The 19,233-nt window shown below is 52.5% G+C and carries 15 protein-coding genes; 6 read left to right on the plus strand and 9 right to left on the minus strand.

All coding sequences use genetic code 11. The features are described 5' to 3' along the window. The first annotated feature begins 527 nt into the window (after positions 1-527). Positions 528-3,767, plus strand: a complete 3,240-nt coding sequence (locus C7B82_RS32715; RefSeq protein ID WP_181357693.1) for a TIR domain-containing protein — start codon at positions 528-530, stop codon at positions 3,765-3,767. A 142-nt stretch (positions 3,768-3,909) separates the two neighbouring features. Here C7B82_RS32715 and ileS read toward each other — a convergent pair whose 3' ends face one another. Together ileS and C7B82_RS25900 are read right to left on the minus strand one after the other, a co-directional pair. Beyond that, entirely contained in the window at positions 3,910-6,804 is a 2,895-nt protein-coding gene (ileS, locus tag C7B82_RS25895; RefSeq protein ID WP_106259638.1) for an isoleucine--tRNA ligase, read from the minus strand. Between the two features lie 130 nt (positions 6,805-6,934). Further along, positions 6,935-7,201: a hypothetical protein gene (locus tag C7B82_RS25900; protein WP_106259639.1), complete on the minus strand. Its 267-nt coding sequence runs from the start codon at positions 7,199-7,201 to the stop codon at positions 6,935-6,937. 103 nt (positions 7,202-7,304) lie between these two features. On the opposite strand from C7B82_RS25900, the gene C7B82_RS25905 reads away from it, so the two are divergent. Continuing rightward, the gene (locus C7B82_RS25905; RefSeq protein WP_106259640.1) at positions 7,305-7,511 is read left to right on the plus strand and encodes a hypothetical protein; all 207 of its coding nucleotides are present in this window, start codon (positions 7,305-7,307) and stop codon (positions 7,509-7,511) included. Here C7B82_RS25905 and pheS read toward each other — a convergent pair. Beyond that, positions 7,508-8,509, minus strand: a complete 1,002-nt coding sequence (gene pheS, locus C7B82_RS25910) for a phenylalanine--tRNA ligase subunit alpha (protein WP_106259641.1) — start codon at positions 8,507-8,509, stop codon at positions 7,508-7,510. The genes C7B82_RS25905 and pheS overlap by 4 nt on opposite strands. A gap of 136 nt (positions 8,510-8,645) precedes the next feature. Between pheS and surE the strand changes: the two genes are divergently transcribed. The 3 genes from surE to C7B82_RS25925 all read left to right on the plus strand — a co-directional run bounded on the left by surE (position 8,646) and on the right by C7B82_RS25925 (position 12,149). Then, positions 8,646-9,560, plus strand: a complete 915-nt coding sequence (surE, locus tag C7B82_RS25915) for a 5'/3'-nucleotidase SurE (protein ID WP_339375219.1) — start codon at positions 8,646-8,648, stop codon at positions 9,558-9,560. Positions 9,561-10,180: 620 nt separating this feature from the next. Beyond that, positions 10,181-11,086 (plus strand): MBL fold metallo-hydrolase, encoded by a 906-nt coding sequence (locus tag C7B82_RS25920; RefSeq protein ID WP_106259643.1) that lies wholly within the window; start codon positions 10,181-10,183, stop codon positions 11,084-11,086. Positions 11,087-11,198: 112 nt separating this feature from the next. Next, positions 11,199-12,149, plus strand: coding sequence for a bifunctional riboflavin kinase/FAD synthetase (locus C7B82_RS25925; protein ID WP_106259644.1), 951 nt, complete (start codon positions 11,199-11,201; stop codon positions 12,147-12,149). A gap of 152 nt (positions 12,150-12,301) precedes the next feature. Here the strand turns inward: C7B82_RS25925 and pstB are convergent, their stop codons facing one another. The 4 genes from pstB to pstS all read right to left on the minus strand — a co-directional run bounded on the left by pstB (position 12,302) and on the right by pstS (position 16,227). Then, entirely contained in the window at positions 12,302-13,138 is an 837-nt protein-coding gene (pstB, locus tag C7B82_RS25930) for a phosphate ABC transporter ATP-binding protein PstB (RefSeq protein WP_425443668.1), read from the minus strand. A gap of 21 nt (positions 13,139-13,159) precedes the next feature. After that, complete coding sequence (gene pstA / locus C7B82_RS25935) at positions 13,160-14,035, minus strand: phosphate ABC transporter permease PstA (RefSeq protein WP_106259646.1); 876 nt, start codon at positions 14,033-14,035, stop codon at positions 13,160-13,162. Beyond that, positions 14,025-15,026: a phosphate ABC transporter permease subunit PstC gene (gene pstC / locus C7B82_RS25940; RefSeq protein ID WP_106259647.1), complete on the minus strand. Its 1,002-nt coding sequence runs from the start codon at positions 15,024-15,026 to the stop codon at positions 14,025-14,027. Before pstC ends, pstA begins: the two co-directional genes overlap by 11 nt. Before the next feature lie 160 nt (positions 15,027-15,186). After that, complete coding sequence (gene pstS / locus C7B82_RS25945) at positions 15,187-16,227, minus strand: phosphate ABC transporter substrate-binding protein PstS (RefSeq protein ID WP_106259648.1); 1,041 nt, start codon at positions 16,225-16,227, stop codon at positions 15,187-15,189. Positions 16,228-16,910: 683 nt separating this feature from the next. Between pstS and C7B82_RS25950 the strand changes: the two genes are divergently transcribed. Continuing rightward, a complete protein-coding gene (locus C7B82_RS25950; RefSeq protein ID WP_146141270.1) occupies positions 16,911-17,909 on the plus strand; it encodes a hypothetical protein in 999 nt (332 codons plus the stop codon). 74 nt (positions 17,910-17,983) lie between these two features. Here the strand turns inward: C7B82_RS25950 and C7B82_RS25955 are convergent, their stop codons facing one another. Beyond that, complete coding sequence (locus C7B82_RS25955; RefSeq protein WP_106259650.1) at positions 17,984-18,391, minus strand: ExbD/TolR family protein; 408 nt, start codon at positions 18,389-18,391, stop codon at positions 17,984-17,986. 23 nt (positions 18,392-18,414) lie between these two features. Beyond that, positions 18,415-19,113: a MotA/TolQ/ExbB proton channel family protein gene (locus C7B82_RS25960; RefSeq protein WP_106259651.1), complete on the minus strand. Its 699-nt coding sequence runs from the start codon at positions 19,111-19,113 to the stop codon at positions 18,415-18,417. Between the last annotated feature and the right edge of the window lie 120 nt (positions 19,114-19,233).

A 19,233-nucleotide genomic window follows, 5' to 3' on the forward strand; every position in this document is an offset into this window, starting at 1 on the left:
CAAATGAAGATCAAAAATGGCGTGAGCTGAATTGCAGCATATCGCTGGCTTCTGCATCGTCACGCAAAGCTGCCTTGAACACTAACAGGACTGACGCATTTTGACCAGAACCTCGGAGATTTCAGCGATAACATTGGTGACAATGCTTGATGCTTGGTTCAAACTTCTGAGGTTTGCATAAGCCCTAATTAACTAAGGATCGTGGATTAAATAAAACCGTCTATTCCAACTGTAGGGGCGAAGCCTTCGGTAGCTGATCCTGATTGCATTGCAAAGCCTTTGCCCGAAGGCTTCGCCCCTACCAAATCTTATTTAATTCCCGTTCCTAAGACGGTTTCTCTTAAAGAATCTACCCGATTGATACTGTAGTGCAAGCGTCTCGCTTGCGACGCGGGCAAGATGTCCGCACTACGACAGGTATTTTCTTTCGTAGAAATCGCCTAAGACGATATGACTTATTCGGAACGAGCAATCGGTCCTATGTAATCATTCATAGAAATACCCTCACTACTAATGAGTTGCACCGCATGGTCTCCTCGAATATGACCAGCAATCCATCCAACTATTTTGTCCATACCCTGCTACGGGCACGCGACTGGCAGCATCGCCCTGAGTTCGATCGAGTCTGTGAGTGGTGGCGCACGGGTGGTCAGGGTGTGTGTGGTCTGGTGGGCATGGGTGGTGCGGGTAAAACGGCGATTGTCGATCGGCTGTTGCAAGTGCTGCCAGGGGTAATGCTGCCAAACCCCAGGCTACCAAAAGACAACACGCTACCAGCGCCCAACAGCACCGTTGTCTTTTCCTTCTACGACGCGCCCAATGCCGAAGCGTTTTTTGAGGCGCTGTCGATCTGGCTTTCTGGAGCACCCAATGGTGCAACGGCAGTGTCCTACAGCCAACTGATCTTTCGGATGCAGAATGCTGTACCGGGGTTAATTGTGCTGGATGGCTTGGAAAAGGTGCAGGAAGACGGGACGCGGGGAATTCTCGGACGGATTGATGCCCCAAATCTACGGGACTTTGTCAATCGGGCAGCAAATGGTTACTTTCCTCGCTTGAGCGTGCTGCTTACGACTCGCTTTCCTCTGGCAGATCTCCAGGAAGAGCAGCCCCCGTTCTTTCAATCTATCCCCATTGAGGAAATCGACACCTCGATGGGCATCAATTTGCTGCGTCAGCGGGGAGTACGAGGACGTGACCTTCAGCTAGAGCACATTGTGAAAGAGTGCGGCTGCCATGCCCTCACGGTCGATCTGGCTGGAGGCTACATCAAAGAATATGGCAAGGGTGATCCAGATACTCCATTGGCGCTGGGCGCTGCCATCGAGCTAGAGCAAGCGGTGGAGCAAGAACAAGACCCCACTAAGCGCGCTGTCTTAAAACAGGGGTTTCGCTTTGCCCGCGTTGCTCAGCGCTATCAGGCAGCAATGCTGGAGCATGACCCTGCTGCCCTTGCCCTGCTGGAACGGATCTGTCTGTTTCGGTTGGGAGTGGATGCAACAACGCTGGCGGCAATCTTTACTGGGGAAGCGGCGGTGCCGGTGTCGGGGGCAGCGCTGGCGGGGTTAAGCGCTCAACAGCTCCAGCGTAAGCTCGACTGGCTGGTGCAGATGCGGATTATTGAGGAAACCAGAGTGCAGTCTCGCGATCGCACCACGCGCATCCTGTACAACATTCACCCTGCCGTGCGCGATGGTTTTGTGCAGGGCATTGGTCGTGATATTGCCGCCCTTAGCCACCAGGCGATCCGCACCGGGCTGGAAGTCTCCCTGGGAAAGACTCCTGGCGAAAACCCCTCCGACCCCGCCACCCTAGATCTGCTGGAAGAGATTGTGTATCACGCCATCGCCAGCGGGCAGGTACAGGAGGCATATAAAATCCATCGGGATAAGATCGGTGGGCACCAGAACCTGGGCTGGCGGCTGGGTGCTTATGAGCGGGGTGAACGGATTTGCCGTGCCTTTGGCGGCGCACAGTCCCCGGAAACGATTGCTGCGCTGCTGCGAGATCCCCACCGGCTCGCGAAAACGTTCCTCCCCTGCCTCCCCCTGTCCGACGCTGATCGAGCTGTCTTTATCAACGAATGGGGGCTGTATCTGCAAGCGCTTGGCCGCCTTGATGCCGCTGCCCGCTGCTGCGAAGCTCATATCGACATGCGAATGCGGCAGGAGAACTGGCAAAACGCCTCGAGGGGAAACCAGAACCTGTCTGGTGTGTGGCTGCTGGCAGGGCGACTGCGGTTGGCACTGGCGAGTGCTGAGGAGGCGTTGCGCCTGGCAGAGCAAGCTGACAGTAATGAACGTCGCTATCAATCATTTATCCTTCTTAGTCAGTCCCATACTGCGCTGGGGAAACCACGAGAGACGCTCAATCACTTTGCAGACTGCCAGCGCCTCTGGGGAACAGCTCCACTGGATAGCAGTTTAGGTAACGCCTACAGTATATTTTTGAGCCTGATGGGTCGTCGGCAGGAGGCGACCAGGTTTTGTGAAGGCAACAAAAGACGGTGCCGAGACCGATGGGGCGAAGCAGATGAATTTTCCCCCATCGCAGACCTCATTCTTGCTGATTTGTGGCTCAGCGCTGGAACGGTGCAATCGGCTCGAGATTGCTACCGTCAAGCCTATGACTGGGCGCTGGCGCGAGAGGCGAAGGACGTTTTATGTCGGGCAGCACTGGTCAAAGCTCGCATTGAGCTGGCAGAAGCCAGGAGTCAGGAGTCAGGAGTGAGGGCAGAACCGTTACAAGCGGCTCAGAATGCCCTTATGGAAGGGCTAAAGCTTGCGGTTGACTGTGGCTATGGCATCCATCACATTGACCTGCTGCTAGAGCAGACTCACCTGCATCTCTTCCTGGGCAAACCTCAAGCCGCCCTCGCTGACCTGCACCTTGCCCTTGATGGCGGCATTCCTGCAAACGACCAGATCGGTCAACCCGAACTGCTGGCAGCGCATGACCCAGAGTGCGGCTATGCCTGGGGGATTGCCCTCGGTCTGCACCGCCGTGCCGAAGCCCTGCTGCTGCAAGCCGCTCACACACTGGGCACCGATTCCTTTGCTCCCGCTCGGCGCAAGACATTGCCTGCAACTGTTCAAACCCTGATGACTCAAGCAGAAGCCTGCCTCACCGCTGCCATGATCTGCTGGCACGACCTGCGTGACCCAGAGGTGCAGGATTCCAATTTTATTCACCCCACCACAGATGAGGCATATAACTATCGCGCTGCTGAAACCTACCGGGTGCTAAACGATTTGCAGGGCGGGTTGCTGACCCAATATCCCCTCCCCTCCCGTACAGACACCACTACCCCGGAGCCGCTCTCTCCCTCAGAATTGCTCATGACGAAACGCTTCAATGTTGCCCTGTCTTTTCCGGGTGAACATCGCCCCTTTGTTGCCGCGATTGCCGATGTGCTAGCCCAAACCCTGACAAAGCCCAGAGTCTTCTACGATCGTTTCTACGAAGCCGAACTCGCACGCCCCAATCTCGACATCTATCTGCAACGCATCTACCCCGACGATGCTGACTTGATTGTGGTATTCCTCTGCGAAGACTACAACAACAAAGAATGGTGCCATTTGGAAGCCCGCGCCATCCGCGACCTGATCAAGCAGCGGCGGGATGAGGAGATTATGTTTGTCCGTGTAGATAATGGCAAGGTCGATGGAGTGTTCTCCGTCGATGGCTACGTCAATGCCCACGATCGACCTGCTAGTGAGATTGCCCAGTTAATTTGTGAGAGACTGCAACGGGTTCAGGCTGGGTGAAAAACAACAATGCTGATCACCTACACAGTTGTGGTAAGAGGGCGAAGGGATAAGCAGTAGGCTCTTAAATTAGGACTGGAATAGAAATCAAACGCTTGACAGGCAAAGCGCTGCTTTCATCCTTTATCCCTTATCCTTCTACTCAAAACTCCCCTTCCAACGCGGGAATGCAGCGTTCGCAGAGTAGCGGATGTTCAGCCGATTCGCCAACGTGGGTGGAGTAGTTCCAGCAGCGATCGCACTTTTTGCCATCCGCATCAACCACACCGATTTGGAGAGCATTGGCTTGAGCGCTGTATTTCAAGCCCTCTAAACGTTCCGTCGAGTCTAAGAGTTCGACTTGAGACGTGAGGAACAGGTAGCGTAGCTCATCCACACCGTTGCCGCTCAAGCTATCGGCAGGATTGAGTGCTTGCAGGGTTTGCTTGAGTTCTGCATCAGCCGTATACAGCAGCAGCTTGGCTTCCAGGGAAGAGCCGATCGCTTTGTCGGCGCGGGCTTTTTCCAGCACCTTGTTGACCTCATCGCGGCTTTGGGCGAGGGTTTGCCATTTTGTAGCTAACTCTGGTGCGCGCCACTGATCCTCTAGCGTGACCCATCCCGCCTGAAAGACAGACTTGTGCGGTGTGGCGTAGGGCAGCGCTTGCCAGATATCTTCTGCCATGTGGGAAAGGACGGGCGCGATCGCTTTTGCCAAGTTTTCGAGGGCGATCGCCAGAACGGTTTGGCAACTGCGACGACGGGGAGAATCGACCGCGCTGATGTAGAGCCGATCCTTGGCGCTATCCAGATAGAAGTTGGACAGATCCACGACACAGAAATTTAGTACCGTTTGGAAGAAGCGGAAGAACTGGAAGCTGTCGAAGGCATCCGTGACTTCGCTGAACACTTCGGTGATGCGATGGAGAAGGTAGCGATCGAGTTCTGGCAGTTGCTCATAAGGAACCGCATTTTTAGCTGGATCAAAATCATGCAGGTTGCCCAGCAAAAACCTTGCTGTGTTGCGGATCTTACGATAGACATCCGCCATCTGCTTGAGGACGGTTTTGCCCAGGCGCATGTCTGACGAATAATCCACCGAAGACACCCACAGCCGTAGGACATCTGCCCCATAGGGTGGTTCTTCCTTCTGGTTTTTGCCGCCCTTGATGATGACCGTTGGATCAACGACATTGCCAAGAGACTTGCTCATCTTGTAGCCCTGCTCATCCAGCACAAAGCCGTGAGTCAGCACGGTTTTATAAGGCGCACAACCATTCACTGCCACACTGGTCAGCAGACTGGACTGAAACCAGCCGCGATGTTGGTCAGAGCCTTCTAGATAGATGTCAGCGGGGTACTTCAACTCGGAGCGTTGCTCTGCGACGGCTGCCCAGGAGGAACCGGAGTCGAACCACACGTCCATCGTGTCGGTGCCTTTGCGGTAGGTGTGTCCGTTATTGCGGTAAGACTCTGGCAGCAGTGCTTCGACGGGCAGTTCCCACCAGGCATCGGAACCCTTCTCAGCCACGATCGCCTGTGCAAACGCGATCGTCTCCTGGGTCAGCAATGGCTCTCCTGTCGCTTCGTCGTAGAATACAGGAATGGGAACGCCCCAACTGCGCTGGCGGGAGATACACCAGTCCGACCGCTCCACCACCATTGACGTGATGCGGTTCTCGCTCTGCGCAGGAATCCAGCGTACGCCAGCGATCACGTCCAGTGCGCGATCGCGGAAGCCCTCGACAGAGGCAAACCACTGTTCTGTCGCTCGAAAGATGGTCGGCTTTTTGGTGCGCCAGTCGTAAGGATATTTGTGGACGTAGGGTTCTTCTTTCAGCAGCGATCGTGCCTCTTGAAGTGCCGCAATCACCGCCGTATTGCCGTCGCCCAGCACATTCAAGCCAGCAAACGGCCCCGCTTCGTCGGTGAAGTTGCCGTCGTCATCGACAGGTGCGAGGATGGGCAAGCCGTAGCGTTGACCAACAATATAGTCATCCTGACCATGACCGGGAGCGGTGTGGACTAAACCTGTACCCGCTTCTGTGGTGACGTAATCGCCGCCGATGACGATCTCGCTGCGACGGTCAAAGAGGGGATGCTGGTAGGTCGTATGCTCCAGCGTTCTGCCCACCATTGTTGCCTGGACAGTCAGCGTGGTGCCCAGGATTTCTGAGAGGCGATCGACCAGATCCTTCGCGACGATCAAATACTTAAAGCGACCAGGAGCGTTTTCACCCACTTCTACGACCGCGTAGATCAGCTCTGGGTTGACGCTTACGGCTAAGTTGGCAGGGATCGTCCAGGGAGTCGTCGTCCAGATGGCAACGCCCAGTTCGCCCGTACCCATAAAGGAATCGAGCCCCATCATCAGCGCGGACGATAGCTGCTTGACCTCGAACGCCGCGTAAAGACTGCGCGAGGTGTGCCCTTCGGGATACTCTAGCTCTGCCTCTGCCAACGCTGTTTTAGAACTGGGGCTCCAATATACAGGCTTCAAGCCCCTGTAGATATAGCCTTTCAGCACCATCTGCCCAAACACACCGATTTGCGCCGCTTCGTATTCGGGCTTCAGGGTCAGGTAGGGATGCTCCCAGTCACCCCACACGCCGTACCGTTTAAAGTCCTGTCGCTGCTGGTCAACGGTTTTGAGCGCAAACTCTTTTGCTTTCTGGCGTAATTTGAGCGGTGTTAACGCTTTACGCTCCTCAGATTTTAGGGTTTGCAGCACTTTCAGCTCGATCGGCAACCCGTGACAGTCCCAACCCGGCACATAACGTACCTTCCGACCTTGCAGTAATTGGTACTTGTTGATGACATCCTTCAACACCTTATTGAGCGCGTGCCCCATGTGCAGCGACCCGTTGGCATACGGTGGGCCATCGTGCAGCACAAACAGCTCGCCCGGATTCTCCTGCGATAGCTGCTGGTAAAGCTGTTCCTCCTCCCAGAATGCCTGTAGTTCCGGTTCCCGTTTGACCGCATTCGCGCGCATGTCAAAGTTCGTCTTGGGTAAATTAACCGTGTCTTTATAGGAGCCGGGTTCTGTAACAGTCATGGAGGCGTAGGGGTTAAGGAATAGGGTGTGAGTGGTTGTAGTATATGTAGTATAGCAATGCTGCGCTTAGCGGTGGGTTAGTAGGGTATGGTTTGCCCCCTGCTGAACGGCTGCGATGCATCATGGTTAATCAGCTATCTGAAGCTTTAAGTCTAGCGAATTGCGGTACTAGCAATTTGGTGAATGCTTGAGTCAGCGTGCGATCGTCTGTGGCGGCGACCGACTGATGCCCCACGACTGAGGGCGATCGCACACTGCTGCTTGTGGCACTCCCGCTTTGAAGCGTGATGGCATCAGGAGGAGAAGCGATGGCTGGATGCAAGCCGCAGGCTCCAACGGCATCGTTGCCTGAAGCAACTCGATTTTTGCGCAAGCCCTGACATTTAATAAATTTCATTTCGCTTGGTGTGAAGTCACAGGTGTTTACCATCACATCTGCTTAGGATTGATCCCAGAAACGTCAGTTTTCTGAATTAAGCATTGTTTCAAGATGAAGAACTATGACCCAGCTTGAGTTAGCGCAGTGCCTACATTTGGCTAAAACACTTGATTTGATTGTGTCGAGTCGCATGATTAACGGAGTCTTGTACGTCTACGATGCCGCTGGGCAAAAGAGACCGTGGGACAGCTTTATCTCCGATTACCCAATAGAGCGGCTGAAGGCGATGATCGATCGCCTTCAGATGCGCCTCAAAACAGCCAGCTAAAACTGTTGTAGAAAGCGCAAGTCGCTGGTATAAAGGCGGCGAATATCATCAATCTGGTGCAGTACCATTGCCAAGCGTTCGACGCCCATACCAGCCGCAAAACCAGTGTAAACTTCAGGGTCATAACCAACGGCTTTCAAAACATTGGGGTCTACCATACCGCAGCCCATAATCTCCAGCCAACGCCCCTTCCACTGCACATCCACCTCGGCGGACGGCTCTGTGAAGGGGAAGAAGCTGGGACGAAAGCGAATTGGGACTTCGCCAAATAATTGTTCCAAAAAGACTTTGATCGTACCCTTCAAGTCGGTGAAGGTTAGCCCTTCATCCACTGCCAGGATTTCGACCTGGTGAAACACCGCAGAATGGGTTGCATCGACCGTATCCCGCCGATAGCAGCGTCCCGGCATGACAATACGCACAGGCGGCTCATTGGTCTCCATATAGCGAATTTGCACAGAAGATGTGTGTGTTCGCATAATGTTACCGTCTGGCAGGTACAGCGTGTCTTGCATGTCGCGCGCGGGATGGTCGTGCAGGAAGTTCAACGCCTCGAAGTTGTAGTAGTCCGTCTCCATTTCTGGACCTTCGGCAACGGTGTAACCCAGGCCGACAAAAATATCCGTCACTCGATCCATCATGCCGTTGATCGGATGAATGCGCCCTTGGGGTCGATACACTCCCGACATGGTGATATCTAGCGTTTCTGCTTCAAGCTGTGCCTGGATTTGAGCCGCTTGTAAGGCAGTGCGACGACGATCGAGGTCGCTTTGAATCGCTTCCTTCACCTCATTTGCCAAAGCCCCAATACGGGGACGATCGGCCGCGTCAAGCTTTGCCATCCCGCCCAAAACCTGGGGGATTGGTCCTTTTTTGCCCAAATACTTCACCCGAAGCTGTTCCAGTTGCTCAAGCGAGTCGGTCGCTGCCAGAGCCTGTTGCGCTTCTTGTCGAATGGATTCTAATTGCGCTGCGAGTTCTTGAAGCTGAACAGTCATACTAATGAAGTTGTTGGTTGTTGGTTGCTGGTTGTTCGTTGCTGTTCGAAGCCAGAGGTCGATCGCACGACGAACAACTAATTACTTTCCAAGCCCGAAGAGTTGAATAAGATCTGGATCGGGAACGCAAGCTCTGATGCAGCTTATTCCACTGCACCCATCCTTCAGTTTAGTCGCTGAGTGGAGGCATAAGCGATCGCTCCCAAAAATCCCCACTTTCCATTCCCCATTCCCCGACCAATCAATGAAACTACTCATCAGCAACGATGACGGCATTTTCGCTCTGGGTATTCGCTCACTCGCGAACCGTCTAGCAAACGCAGGGCATCAGGTGACGGTTGTGTGTCCCGATCGAGAGCGATCGGCAACCGGGCACGGGCTCACACTGCATCAGCCGATTCGCGCCGATCGTGTCGAGTCGGTGTTCCATCCCAACGTCAAAGCCTGGGCTTGTTCCGGCACACCCTCAGACTGCGTGAAGCTAGCGCTTTGGGCGTTATTGGACAGCCCTCCCGATTTAGTGCTGTCTGGGATTAATCATGGGTCTAACCTCGGTACAGATGTGCTGTACTCTGGCACCGTATCGGCAGCGATGGAGGGAGTGATTGAAGGTATTCCCAGCATTGCCTTTAGCTTGGCTAGCTTTGTGTCATCCGAGTTTCAGCCTGCTGCTGCGTTTGCCGAATCGTTGGTGGCTCAACTGGCTCAACAACCGCTGCCTGAGCTACTGCTATTGAACGTGAATGTGCCTGCTGTGGAAGCAGAGGCGATCGCGGGAGTTAAAGTGACTCGCCAGGGCATTCGCCGTTACATTGATGTCTTTGAAAAGCGACTAGACCCACGTGGCAAGACTTACTACTGGCTGGCTGGTGAACTGTTGGAGGACGTGAATGATGCCCCTGAGTCAACCGAACACGCTCCAACGGATGTCCAGGCCATTCGTCACAATTACATCACGCTGACCCCTTTACAGTACAACTTGACTGCCGCCTCTGGGCTGAAAAGCTTGAAGGACTGGAAATTTGATCTCCCCGTTGAGTATGCTAAATAAAGGCTGTGGGTGAACAGTCAGTGGATAGACGCACTCAACGATAAAGTTTTGATAAACAGGCATCGTCGTTAACATAAACTGATGCAAGCGCTTGCAGTGGCAGAGATATGGCACTGTTATGACCTTATATGAATGCGGATCTTCATCAAGCCAACATTCCTCAGCAGGCTCCAGCAAGCGGACATTAAGCGGCTTCAGGGTGATGTCTATGCAGTTGAACGATGGCTTATTGAACAGGGTGCCAAATGACAGGAGTCGTGCAGCAATGGTGCCTGACCTGCGGCTAATCGCGACTAAAGATACCACAGTGGTAGAAAAAACTTGCAGCCCTGATGTGCATCTATGTTACTGAACGGGTACTTTAACTCAAAGCCCTATAAAGGGTAGGGTTAATCTGCCACCATTGCACTGTTTCCGATTAGCAAACGTTACAACCTTGACGATGAGATCACGGAGTGGTGCGATCGTGATCACTGACAAAGCGGACATTTTTTATAAAGCTGCCTTGAAGGGGCAAATTGAGTATCGGTTTTAACGTTACGTTCGCCCAGGTTTGGCTTTCTGGCTGCTGAGAAAGGCGCTTTACCTGGAAACTCGATCGAATCTTGCAAGAAGTACCCATGTCCAATACAGAAAATCAGTTCACAGCCACCTTCTGGGGCGTTCGGGGAAGTATTGCTAGTCCGGGCTCCGCTACGGTTCGCTATGGTGGCAATACTCCCTGCGTAGAAATGCGAGTAGGGAGCGATCGCCTGATTTTTGACGGCGGCACAGGCATTCGAGTCTTGGGTCAAGCACTGTTATCCCAGATGCCGCTGGAAGCGCACATGTTTTTCACCCATTCCCATTGGGATCACATCCAGGGCTTTCCGTTCTTTGTACCAGCGTTTGCTAAAGGTAATCGCTTTAACATTTACGGGGCGATCGCGCCGAATGGCTCTACGATGGAACAGCGCTTGAATGACCAGATGCTGCATCCAAATTTTCCTGTGCCCTTACAAATTATGGGTGCCGACCTGAAATTCAATGACATTGAGGTCGGACAAGCGGTAAAAATCAATGACGTTCTAGTCCAGAACGCTCTGCTGAATCATCCAGGGCAAGCAGTGGGCTATCGGGTTAACTGGCGTGGACATGCCGCTGCTTACGTGACCGATACCGAGCACTTTCCAGACCATCTAGACGAGAATGTCCTGTTTTTGGCCGACCAGGCCGATCTGCTCATCTACGATGCGACGTACACGGACGAAGAATACCACTCCAAGCAGTTCAGTAAAGTTGGTTGGGGTCACTCGACCTGGCAAGAAGCCGTCAAGATTGCCAAGGCTGCTAACGTGAAGACGCTGGTAATCTTCCATCATGACCCTTTACACAGCGACGACTTTCTTGACCAGGTTGGAGCCGAAGTTGCTGCTGCCTTTCCCAACAGTTTGATGGCGCGAGAAGGGCTAGTGATCCAAATTTCGCCGCCCACTGACCGAGTTGAGCCGGTGCTGATCGAGGCTGAGCTTGGTGTGTCAGTGTGAGAAGGATAAAGGATGAAGGATGAGTTCAAAGCGTTTTATCCTTCATCCCTTATCCTTGAGCCTTTCTTCTCCGCCTGATCGTCCCGCCCCTTTGTGTGTAAAAATGTAAAGCGTGTGGGTTACTTCATCGCCAACTACTGTTCTGACTCCAACTGCCGTTGCTCTAGGAAACTTTGATGGTGTGCATCAAGGGCATCGACAGGTAATTGCACCTGTCCTTTTGGACTTAGAACCTGCTGATCGAGTCGATCGCGTACATGCGACGGTTTTGACGTTTCACCCCCACCCACAAGAGTTTTTTACAGGGCAAACGCGGCTGTTACTGACTCCGTTGATCGAGAAGGCAGCACAGCTAAGCGCGATCGGGGTAGAGCAGCTTGTGCTCTTGCCCTTTGATCAATCACTGGCCAGTTTGAACCCAGAGCAGTTTGTGGAGCAAGTTCTCCTAAAGCAACTGAAGGCTACGAACGTGAGCATTGGCTCAGATTTTTGTTTTGGGCGGCAGCGATCGGGCACGGCAGAAATGCTACAGGTGATCGCTGCCAAACACGGTATCACCGTGACGATCGCGCCGTTGAAAAACTTGGGGGACGATCGTATCAGCAGCTCTGCGATTCGTCAGGCACTGCAGCAGGGAGACATGCAGCGTGCCAACCAGCTTCTGGGGCGACCGTACAGACTCATTGGCAAAGTTGTTCGAGGACAGCAACTGGGGCGGACAATCGGTTTCCCAACGGCGAATCTACAGCTTCCTCCAGACAAATTTTTGCCTTGCTCTGGCACGTATGCTGTCCGCGTTCATTGCTGCGATCGTGATAGCGTGGTTGACTTATCAGTTGTGCCGACGCTACCTGGTGTGATGAATATTGGCTACCGACCCACAGTGAACGGTACAACACAAACAATCGAAGTTCATTTGCTGGATTGGTCAGGTGATCTCTATGATCAGACCCTGATTGTCAGCATCGAAGCCTTCTTAAGATCGGAGCAAAAGTTTCCTTCTCTGGATGCCCTCAAAGCACAGATTCAGCAAGACTGTAACGCCGCTCGTCTATTGTTCTAGTGAGCAGCTTTCCAGAACATAAACGACCCATCACTTGTCTGTCCTGTAGGGACGTAAAGCTTTGCGTGCCTACAGAGTTAAAAGCTTGCTTGAAAACGCTTTGATGCGGTTCTGCCGTCCGTTATGCGATCGAACTTAGCATTCTTCATCCCTTACCCAAAGCGACCTTCCACATAATCTCTGGTGCGCAATTCGGCAGGCTGCATGAAAATCTGAGACGTGGGACCAAACTCAACGAGTTGACCAATGCGGCTTTCATCCGTACTGAAAAAGGCAGTGTAATTTGACACGCGGGACGCTTGCTGCATATTGTGCGTGACGATAACGATCGTCAATTCTTGTCGTAGAGTGTCGATCAACTCTTCGATCTTCATGGTGGCGATCGGGTCGAGCGCTGAGCAGGGTTCATCCATCAGCAGCACTTTAGGCTTGACTGCCAGTGCACGAGCAATGCAGAGGCGCTGTTGTTGACCACCGGAGAGCCCTAAGGCTGATTTCCCCAGATTGTCTTTGACCTCATCCCACAGAGCTGCTCCGCGCAAAGCCGCTTCAACGACTTCATCCAGCGAGGCGCGAGGCGGACGACCAAAGACTCGTACTCCATAGGCAACGTTATCGTAGATGCTCATGGGAAAGGGATTTGGCTTTTGAAACACCATGCCGATTTTGCGTCGCAGGCGATTCAGATTGACCCGTGGGCTATAAATATTCTGACCAAAGAACTCGATCGTGCCATCCACGCGCACCTTTGTTTCCAGTTCGCTAATGCGGTTCAGTGCTTTTAGGAAGGTGGATTTACCACAGCCAGACGGCCCAATAATGGCGGTCACTTGCTCCTGGTGAATATCCATCGAGATGCCTTCGACAGCTTTTTGGCTGCCGTAGTAGAAACTCAGGTTTTTCACACTTAGCGCAGGATTGTCGATGGCGATCGACGAGGAAGCAGTATCAACAGGGTGCATGAAAAAATTGTCCGTGCTGGATGACATAGTTTAGCTGGATGACACAGTTTAGCGGTTAGGCAGACGTTTGCGGGTGATAAACCGCGAGAGTAGGTTGGTCAGCAAAACCATACCGACCAGAATGACCGACGCCGTCCACGCTAGCTGGTTTTGTTGAACATACGCGGAATTGGCGTAGTTGTAAATCATGACAGACAGCGATGGTGCAGGTTGGAGCAACCCTTGCGACCAGCCTTGTGTGAACAGTGCCGTGAAAATGAGTGGAGCCGTTTCACCAGCGGCGCGGGCAACCGCCAGCAGCGCGCCTGTGGTGATACCGGGTAAAGCAGTTTTCATCACCGTGCGGGCTGTCTGGAAGGCGTTAGCTCCCAGGGCGGCAGACGCCAGCCGTTGCTGCATGGGCACCAGCTTCAGCGCTTCTTCGGTGGTGAGCACGACGATCGGCAGCATAATTACAGCCAGCGCAAAACTACCCGCCAACGCCGAAAATTTAAAGTTGAGCACAATGACGGCATAGGCGAAGACACCCACCACGATCGACGGTACGCCGCTGAGAATAGTGACGACAAACCGGACGGCTTGCGCGATCGGCTGCTGCTTCCCAAATTCCGATAAGTAAATAGCGGTCAGCACACCAATGGGAATGCTGATCAGCGAGGCGATGCTGACCATCATTACAGTGCCTTGAATCGCATTGGCAAAGCCATTAGGGACGCCTTCCAGACCCACAGGCGCGGGTAGCGAAGTCAAAACCTCCCACTTGAGATGGGGGACGCCTTCCCACAAAATTTTGAGCAGGATGGCCAGCAGCGGTAACAGTGCGATCGCGGTGCCCAAAAAGGCTATCGTCGTCATGCCATTGCTGAACCACTGGCGACGGACGGGCAAGGGTTGCATCAATTCTAGAGAGTCATCATTTGCCATAGCCCAATACCCTTACCATCAAAATTGCTACGACATTAATCGCCAGCGTCAGTGCAAACAGAATTAATGCTAAATACATCAGCGACCCGATATGCAGCGGATCGAGCGCTTCGCCAAACTCATTTGCCAGCAGTGCCGGGATCGTATAGCCCACGTTGAAAAGAGAGGGACTGATCTGTGCCGAGTTCCCAATGACCATTGTGACTGCCATTGTCTCGCCCAGAGCACGACCCAGACCGAGCATGGCTGCCCCCAAAATGCCCGACACGGAGGCCGGTAAAATCACTCCAAAAATCGTTTCCCAACGCGTGGCTCCCAGCGACATGGACGCTGCCCGTAAGTCGGTTGGAATTGCCATTAGTACTTCACGGCTAATGGCAGCGATCGTCGGCAGAATCATAATCGCTAGAATCACCCCTGCTGCAAGCATGCCAGAGCCAAACGGCTGTGTGCTAAACAAGGGAATCTGCTTGAAATGCGCATAAAGCCAGAGCTGAATTGGCTGCAAAGACGGTACCAGTAGATAGATACCCCAAAGACCAATGATAACGCTGGGAATGGCAGCAATGAGCTCGACCAGAAACGCAATGGGCGATCGCACCCAGGGCGGCAAAAAATTCTCGCTGGTGATGAGAGCGACTGCCAGCCCGATCGGCAGCGCCAGTACAAGAGCGACCGTCGAAGTCACAACCGTGCCGAAAATGTAGGGCAACGCGCCAAACTTCACATTGGCAATATCCCACTCCTGGCTGGTCAAAAAGCCGAAGCCGAATTCCTTAATGGCAGGTTGTGCCTGCTGGAAAATAACCCATCCCATCCATAACAGGATGAGCACTGTGATGAGCGCAAACCCTCGCGTCAACCAAAGAAAACCTTGATTGGCCCAGGATGCCATGCCATCGGTTGCCATGATGTCGTCACTGCGATCGGCAGTCGTCGATCGATTAGCAGAAAAAGCGGAAGCAGATTGGGGTGGTTCGGCTGAACTCATTGAGTAAGGAGTAAGGAGTAAGGAAACAGCAAACCGGTGGCTGGTGAGAGCGTGAGGTAAGAGCACTGTAACAGGTAAACCGGGCTTCTAAGTACTGAGCGTAGAAAGCGTCCTCCAGCTTGACCAGAGGACGCTTCAGGCTAACGTTGAACGATCACGACTAAGGCTTCACGCCAGAGTTCACTGAATCAGCGATTCGTTTCGCATCTTTAGCAGGAATCCGCACGTAGTCAAGACTAGCGTTGAGCTTCTGACCGTCGTTTAAGATCCAGCTGACTAACTTTTTGATCGCTGCTGCTTTTTCGGGGCTGTCATACTGCTTGTAAACCATCAACCAGGTCAACCCTGCAATGGGGTAGCCCTCATCAGGATCACCGACGAACACGCGATTGTTTTCAGGAATCGCTACTGTTCCCAGCGCCTTGTTGGTCTCACGAATGGATGGGGGCAAAAACTGTCCCTTTTTGTTCTCTACAAGCGCCTGCTGAATGCTGTTTTGCTTGGCGTAAGCATACTCAACATAGCCGATCGTGCCTTCAGCACCGCTTACACCTTTAGCCACGCCAGGATTTCCCTTTCCTTTGAGTGGGTTTCCAGGCCATTTGGGAGCCGTACCAACACCAATTTCAGATTTGAAGGTGGAGCTAATAGCGCTCAAATGGTTGGTGAAGATGAAAGAGGTACCGCTGCCATCAGCGCGAACGACAGGCTTGATCTCAGAATCAGGAAGCTTTGCACCGGGGTTATCCTTAGCAATTCTGGGATCGTTCCACTTCTTAATTTTGCCAGTAAAGATGTCGGGCAACACGCTGCGAGACAGCTTGAGGTTCGGTATAAAAGGGAGGTTGTAAACAACGGCTACAGCACCACCAGCAGTGGGTACCAGAATGACGCCATTCTTGACCTTAGCCATATCTTCATCGGTCATTGCTGCATCACTGCCGCCGAAGTCAACGGTACCAGCAATGACTTGGCGGATGCCAGCACCACTACCCACACCCTGGTAGCTCACGTCAATATCAGGATTGCTTTTCTTAAATTCAGCAATGTAGCGTTCATACAGAGGAACCGGAAAGGTTGCCCCAGCGCCCGTTAAGGGGACTGCTTGCGCGATCGCAGTCAGCAGGGGACCCAGCGCGATCGCGGCAGTCATGGCTGAAGCCGTTACGGCGCGACGAAATGCAGTAGCAGGAAATGCCATTTTGCCTTGTCCTCACAAAGAGACTTATTGTTAGTTTCGGTAACTGTTAGTTTCGGTAACAATGACAACCCTACCGCTAGAGCAGTTAAGTGAAAACCAAAGGAAATGTAACAAAAGATTAAGGTTAGTTAAACGTTTGTTTAAGGTGCTTTAATTTACCCTTCTGAACGGCCGTGCTGCACTAAACAAGTTGGTTGCTTGCAGTGTCTCCGCGATCAACTGTTGCTAGCTTCAAAGTGTTTTCTGTGTTGTCAAATCACTATACAGAATGGCTTTAGGAGCTTATATATAAGTTTCAGGTGAGCCGTAACGATCGTTTCAGTCAAAACGATCGGGTTGCTTGAGCTGATTTTGATTCTCAATTTGGTTCAATCTGCTTCTTTCTGGTAGCCTGAGCGACTTATCCATAAAGTGGTGGAAAACTATTATTTTTAAGTTGAAGACTAAACTTCAATAAAGCTGCTTAAAGGGTTGTGAAGACGACCCTTCCCCACGTACTATTTAGCTAGTTCACGCTCACTATCAGGCAGGACTCAAGCATCCTGTTATGAATAGGCTGTTGTGAACAAGGCATTTGGTTCGATGCCTGCAGCGCTCACGAGCTTTAGCCCTTGCTCAAAGGGTTGGAGAAGGGTAGCTACGCTTTGCTTTCCACACGGCTCAATCTTGCTGCAATCATTCCCATGTCTAATTCTCTGGCTCTAAAAAATCTGCCTACTCCTGTGCGATCGCTGCTTAGACCAATGCTCTTTGCGGCAATTGGCCTACATGCACTGCTGCTGTTTACGCCCATCCCGTCTGAAGAGAAGCCGAAAAAAACAGACGACAAGGAAAACCCCGTCAAAATTACGCAGTTGCCGACTGCAAAGCCTGCTGCTAAGGCACGCCCCAAGCTAGCAAAACCAGCACTGCCAAAGATTAATCGTCCTAAACCGGTAGTTGCGGTACCAAAGTCACCATCAACGCCACGTGCTAAAGGTGCAGGCGGTGCAACCGACGATACCAAAAATCCGTTTGTCGACTTTCCCCATTACCCAGGATCGGTACCTAATTATCAGGGGCTCGAAAATTTGCGAGTCGCTAGTGGTGCTTCTCTCGTTTCAGTGGTTGCCCATTTTCGCAAGGCGTTGCCTGCCCAAAAATTTACGCTGACTGACGAACCAGAGCCAAACACCTTCAAGGTGTCTAAGGGAGGCATCAGCTACTTCCTCAGTGTGATAGAAGATGGCTCACAAACGTTCTATTTGTTAGGCCCTGATAAATTAGACAAAGCCAAACTAGCGGCAATTAAAGAAGGCAAAGTGGTGGGCATTCCGCCGGAATTGGGCGGCATCGCTAAGGCACTTGATACCACGTATGCCATCTCTCAAGATAATTCTGCGACCTCGTTAGATGTTTCGCAGAGTAGTTCCTTCTTCGAGCCAGACAAAGATAATCCATCAAACGAGGTCTATGTTGATGGGATCTCTGAGACCCGCATTATTGACGGTCAACCGCCCGCGCAAGTTTATCAAGCACTCCAAGCAACTGTTTTGAAAGGGTTTGAGAGCGTCACTGAGGCGGGAACGTATGGCGGTGGCCCTCTCTATGAACTCAAGAAAGGCAAGTTCACAGGCGGTCTAAGCCTGGTGCCCGGTAAAACAGGTGGAACCGTGGCTGTGATCTGGACGAAGAAGCCCTAGCAAATGGCCTTCTGTAGGGACGTTCCATGGAACGTCCCTACAGAAAAAGAACAGTATGACTGAAAAATGAACGGCTATTCGATCGCCAACGAAACGCGATCGCCGCCAATATCGCGCAAGGTGCCCAATACCTGCACAACCTTGTCGTAGGTCACTTGTTTGTCGGCCTTGAGCACAACGGTGCCTTTAGGATTCTTTTGCAAGTACGTCACGATGAGTTGCGCCAGTTGCGTATCGGTCACCGTTGTGTTGTTCATCAAGACCTGCCCCTGTCGATTCATCCCAACAATGATCGGTTCAACAGGCTTTTCTTTGTTGATTCCCTTGTCCGTGCTCGGTAGCGGCACATCGACTGCCTGAAAGCTAGTCAGTGTCATGGAGACAATGATAAAGAACGTGAGAACGGTCAGAATCACGTCCATCATGGGCACCAGATTCGGCTCTGGCATCTGGGAGCCTTGCTGTTGAGCTTTGAATTTCATGGTTGCCCTCGGAGATTAATAGCTTACTGATGCCCACTGGTCACAGGATCAGCCAGAGGGGAAACACTTGAGCGATCGCCATTCAAGTGACCCGATTCATACCAGACGTGACGGTAGATGACTTCAAGCTCACTACCAATCTGGGAAAAGTAATCGATCTGTTTTGCCTGAAGCGTCACAAAGACACGAAAGGCGGCCAGCGCAATGATTGCAACCACCATGCCAGTTGCCGTCACAATCAGCGCTTCACCAATCCCTGCAGCGGCTTTAGACGTGTCTGCACCCGAACCGCCACCACCAATGTTCAGATTGGTGAAGGTGCTAATCAAGCCCGTGACCGTGCCCAGCAAACCCAGCAGCGGTGCAAGGGCAACCACCGTTTCAAGCAGCTTGTCACCTTTCCGCATTTGAATAAACTCTTGATCGCCGGCGGCTTCCATCGCCAGACGAAAGGTTTCGGGGGTTGGATGTCTCAGCTTTAGCGGTGCCAGCAAAAAACGACCGATCGGCAACGTCTGGTTGCGTTCGGCGATCGCCCGTGCCTCATCAAGACTGTAGCGAGCTGCATCTAACACGTCGTGGGCAACGCGATCTTCACGGCGCAGGAGCTGAAACCAGAACAGGGTACGCTCTAAAGCACAAGAAACAGTCACCAAAGACAGCCCTGCCATCGGGATCATGACCGGACCACCTTTGGACAATAAATCAAATAGCGTCGACATCTTAGAGTTTTGGAAAGAATGTTCTGCTTAGACTCTGAGTTCAGCTCAGCACTCCTGTTAGAATACCGGACTTACAGAGTGGGTCTGGTTAACGTCAGGTAAACAAAATGTAATCTCAAC

The sequence above is a fragment of the Stenomitos frigidus ULC18 genome, assembly GCF_003003795.1.
Classification (GTDB): Bacteria; Cyanobacteriota; Cyanobacteriia; order Leptolyngbyales; family Leptolyngbyaceae; genus Stenomitos; species Stenomitos frigidus_A.

What these genes read in the sequence shown, in the direction of transcription:
- C7B82_RS25960 (WP_106259651.1), bottom strand. Translation starts at nt 19,113, where the DNA reads ATGTCGACGCTATTTGATTTATTGTCCAAAGGTGGTCCGGTCATGATC.
- surE (WP_339375219.1), top strand. Translation starts at nt 8,646, where the DNA reads ATGCAGCTTATTCCACTGCACCCATCCTTCAGTTTAGTCGCTGAGTGG.
- C7B82_RS25900 (WP_106259639.1), bottom strand. Translation starts at nt 7,201, where the DNA reads ATGAAATTTATTAAATGTCAGGGCTTGCGCAAAAATCGAGTTGCTTCA.
- pstC (WP_106259647.1), bottom strand. Translation starts at nt 15,026, where the DNA reads ATGAGTTCAGCCGAACCACCCCAATCTGCTTCCGCTTTTTCTGCTAAT.
- C7B82_RS25920 (WP_106259643.1), top strand. Translation starts at nt 10,181, where the DNA reads ATGTCCAATACAGAAAATCAGTTCACAGCCACCTTCTGGGGCGTTCGG.
- C7B82_RS25955 (WP_106259650.1), bottom strand. Translation starts at nt 18,391, where the DNA reads ATGAAATTCAAAGCTCAACAGCAAGGCTCCCAGATGCCAGAGCCGAAT.
- pstA (WP_106259646.1), bottom strand. Translation starts at nt 14,035, where the DNA reads ATGGCAAATGATGACTCTCTAGAATTGATGCAACCCTTGCCCGTCCGT.
- C7B82_RS25905 (WP_106259640.1), top strand. Translation starts at nt 7,305, where the DNA reads ATGACCCAGCTTGAGTTAGCGCAGTGCCTACATTTGGCTAAAACACTT.
- pheS (WP_106259641.1), bottom strand. Translation starts at nt 8,509, where the DNA reads ATGACTGTTCAGCTTCAAGAACTCGCAGCGCAATTAGAATCCATTCGA.
- ileS (WP_106259638.1), bottom strand. Translation starts at nt 6,804, where the DNA reads ATGACTGTTACAGAACCCGGCTCCTATAAAGACACGGTTAATTTACCC.
- pstB (WP_425443668.1), bottom strand. Translation starts at nt 13,138, where the DNA reads ATGTCATCCAGCACGGACAATTTTTTCATGCACCCTGTTGATACTGCT.
- C7B82_RS32715 (WP_181357693.1), top strand. Translation starts at nt 528, where the DNA reads ATGGTCTCCTCGAATATGACCAGCAATCCATCCAACTATTTTGTCCAT.
- pstS (WP_106259648.1), bottom strand. Translation starts at nt 16,227, where the DNA reads ATGGCATTTCCTGCTACTGCATTTCGTCGCGCCGTAACGGCTTCAGCC.
- C7B82_RS25950 (WP_146141270.1), top strand. Translation starts at nt 16,911, where the DNA reads ATGTCTAATTCTCTGGCTCTAAAAAATCTGCCTACTCCTGTGCGATCG.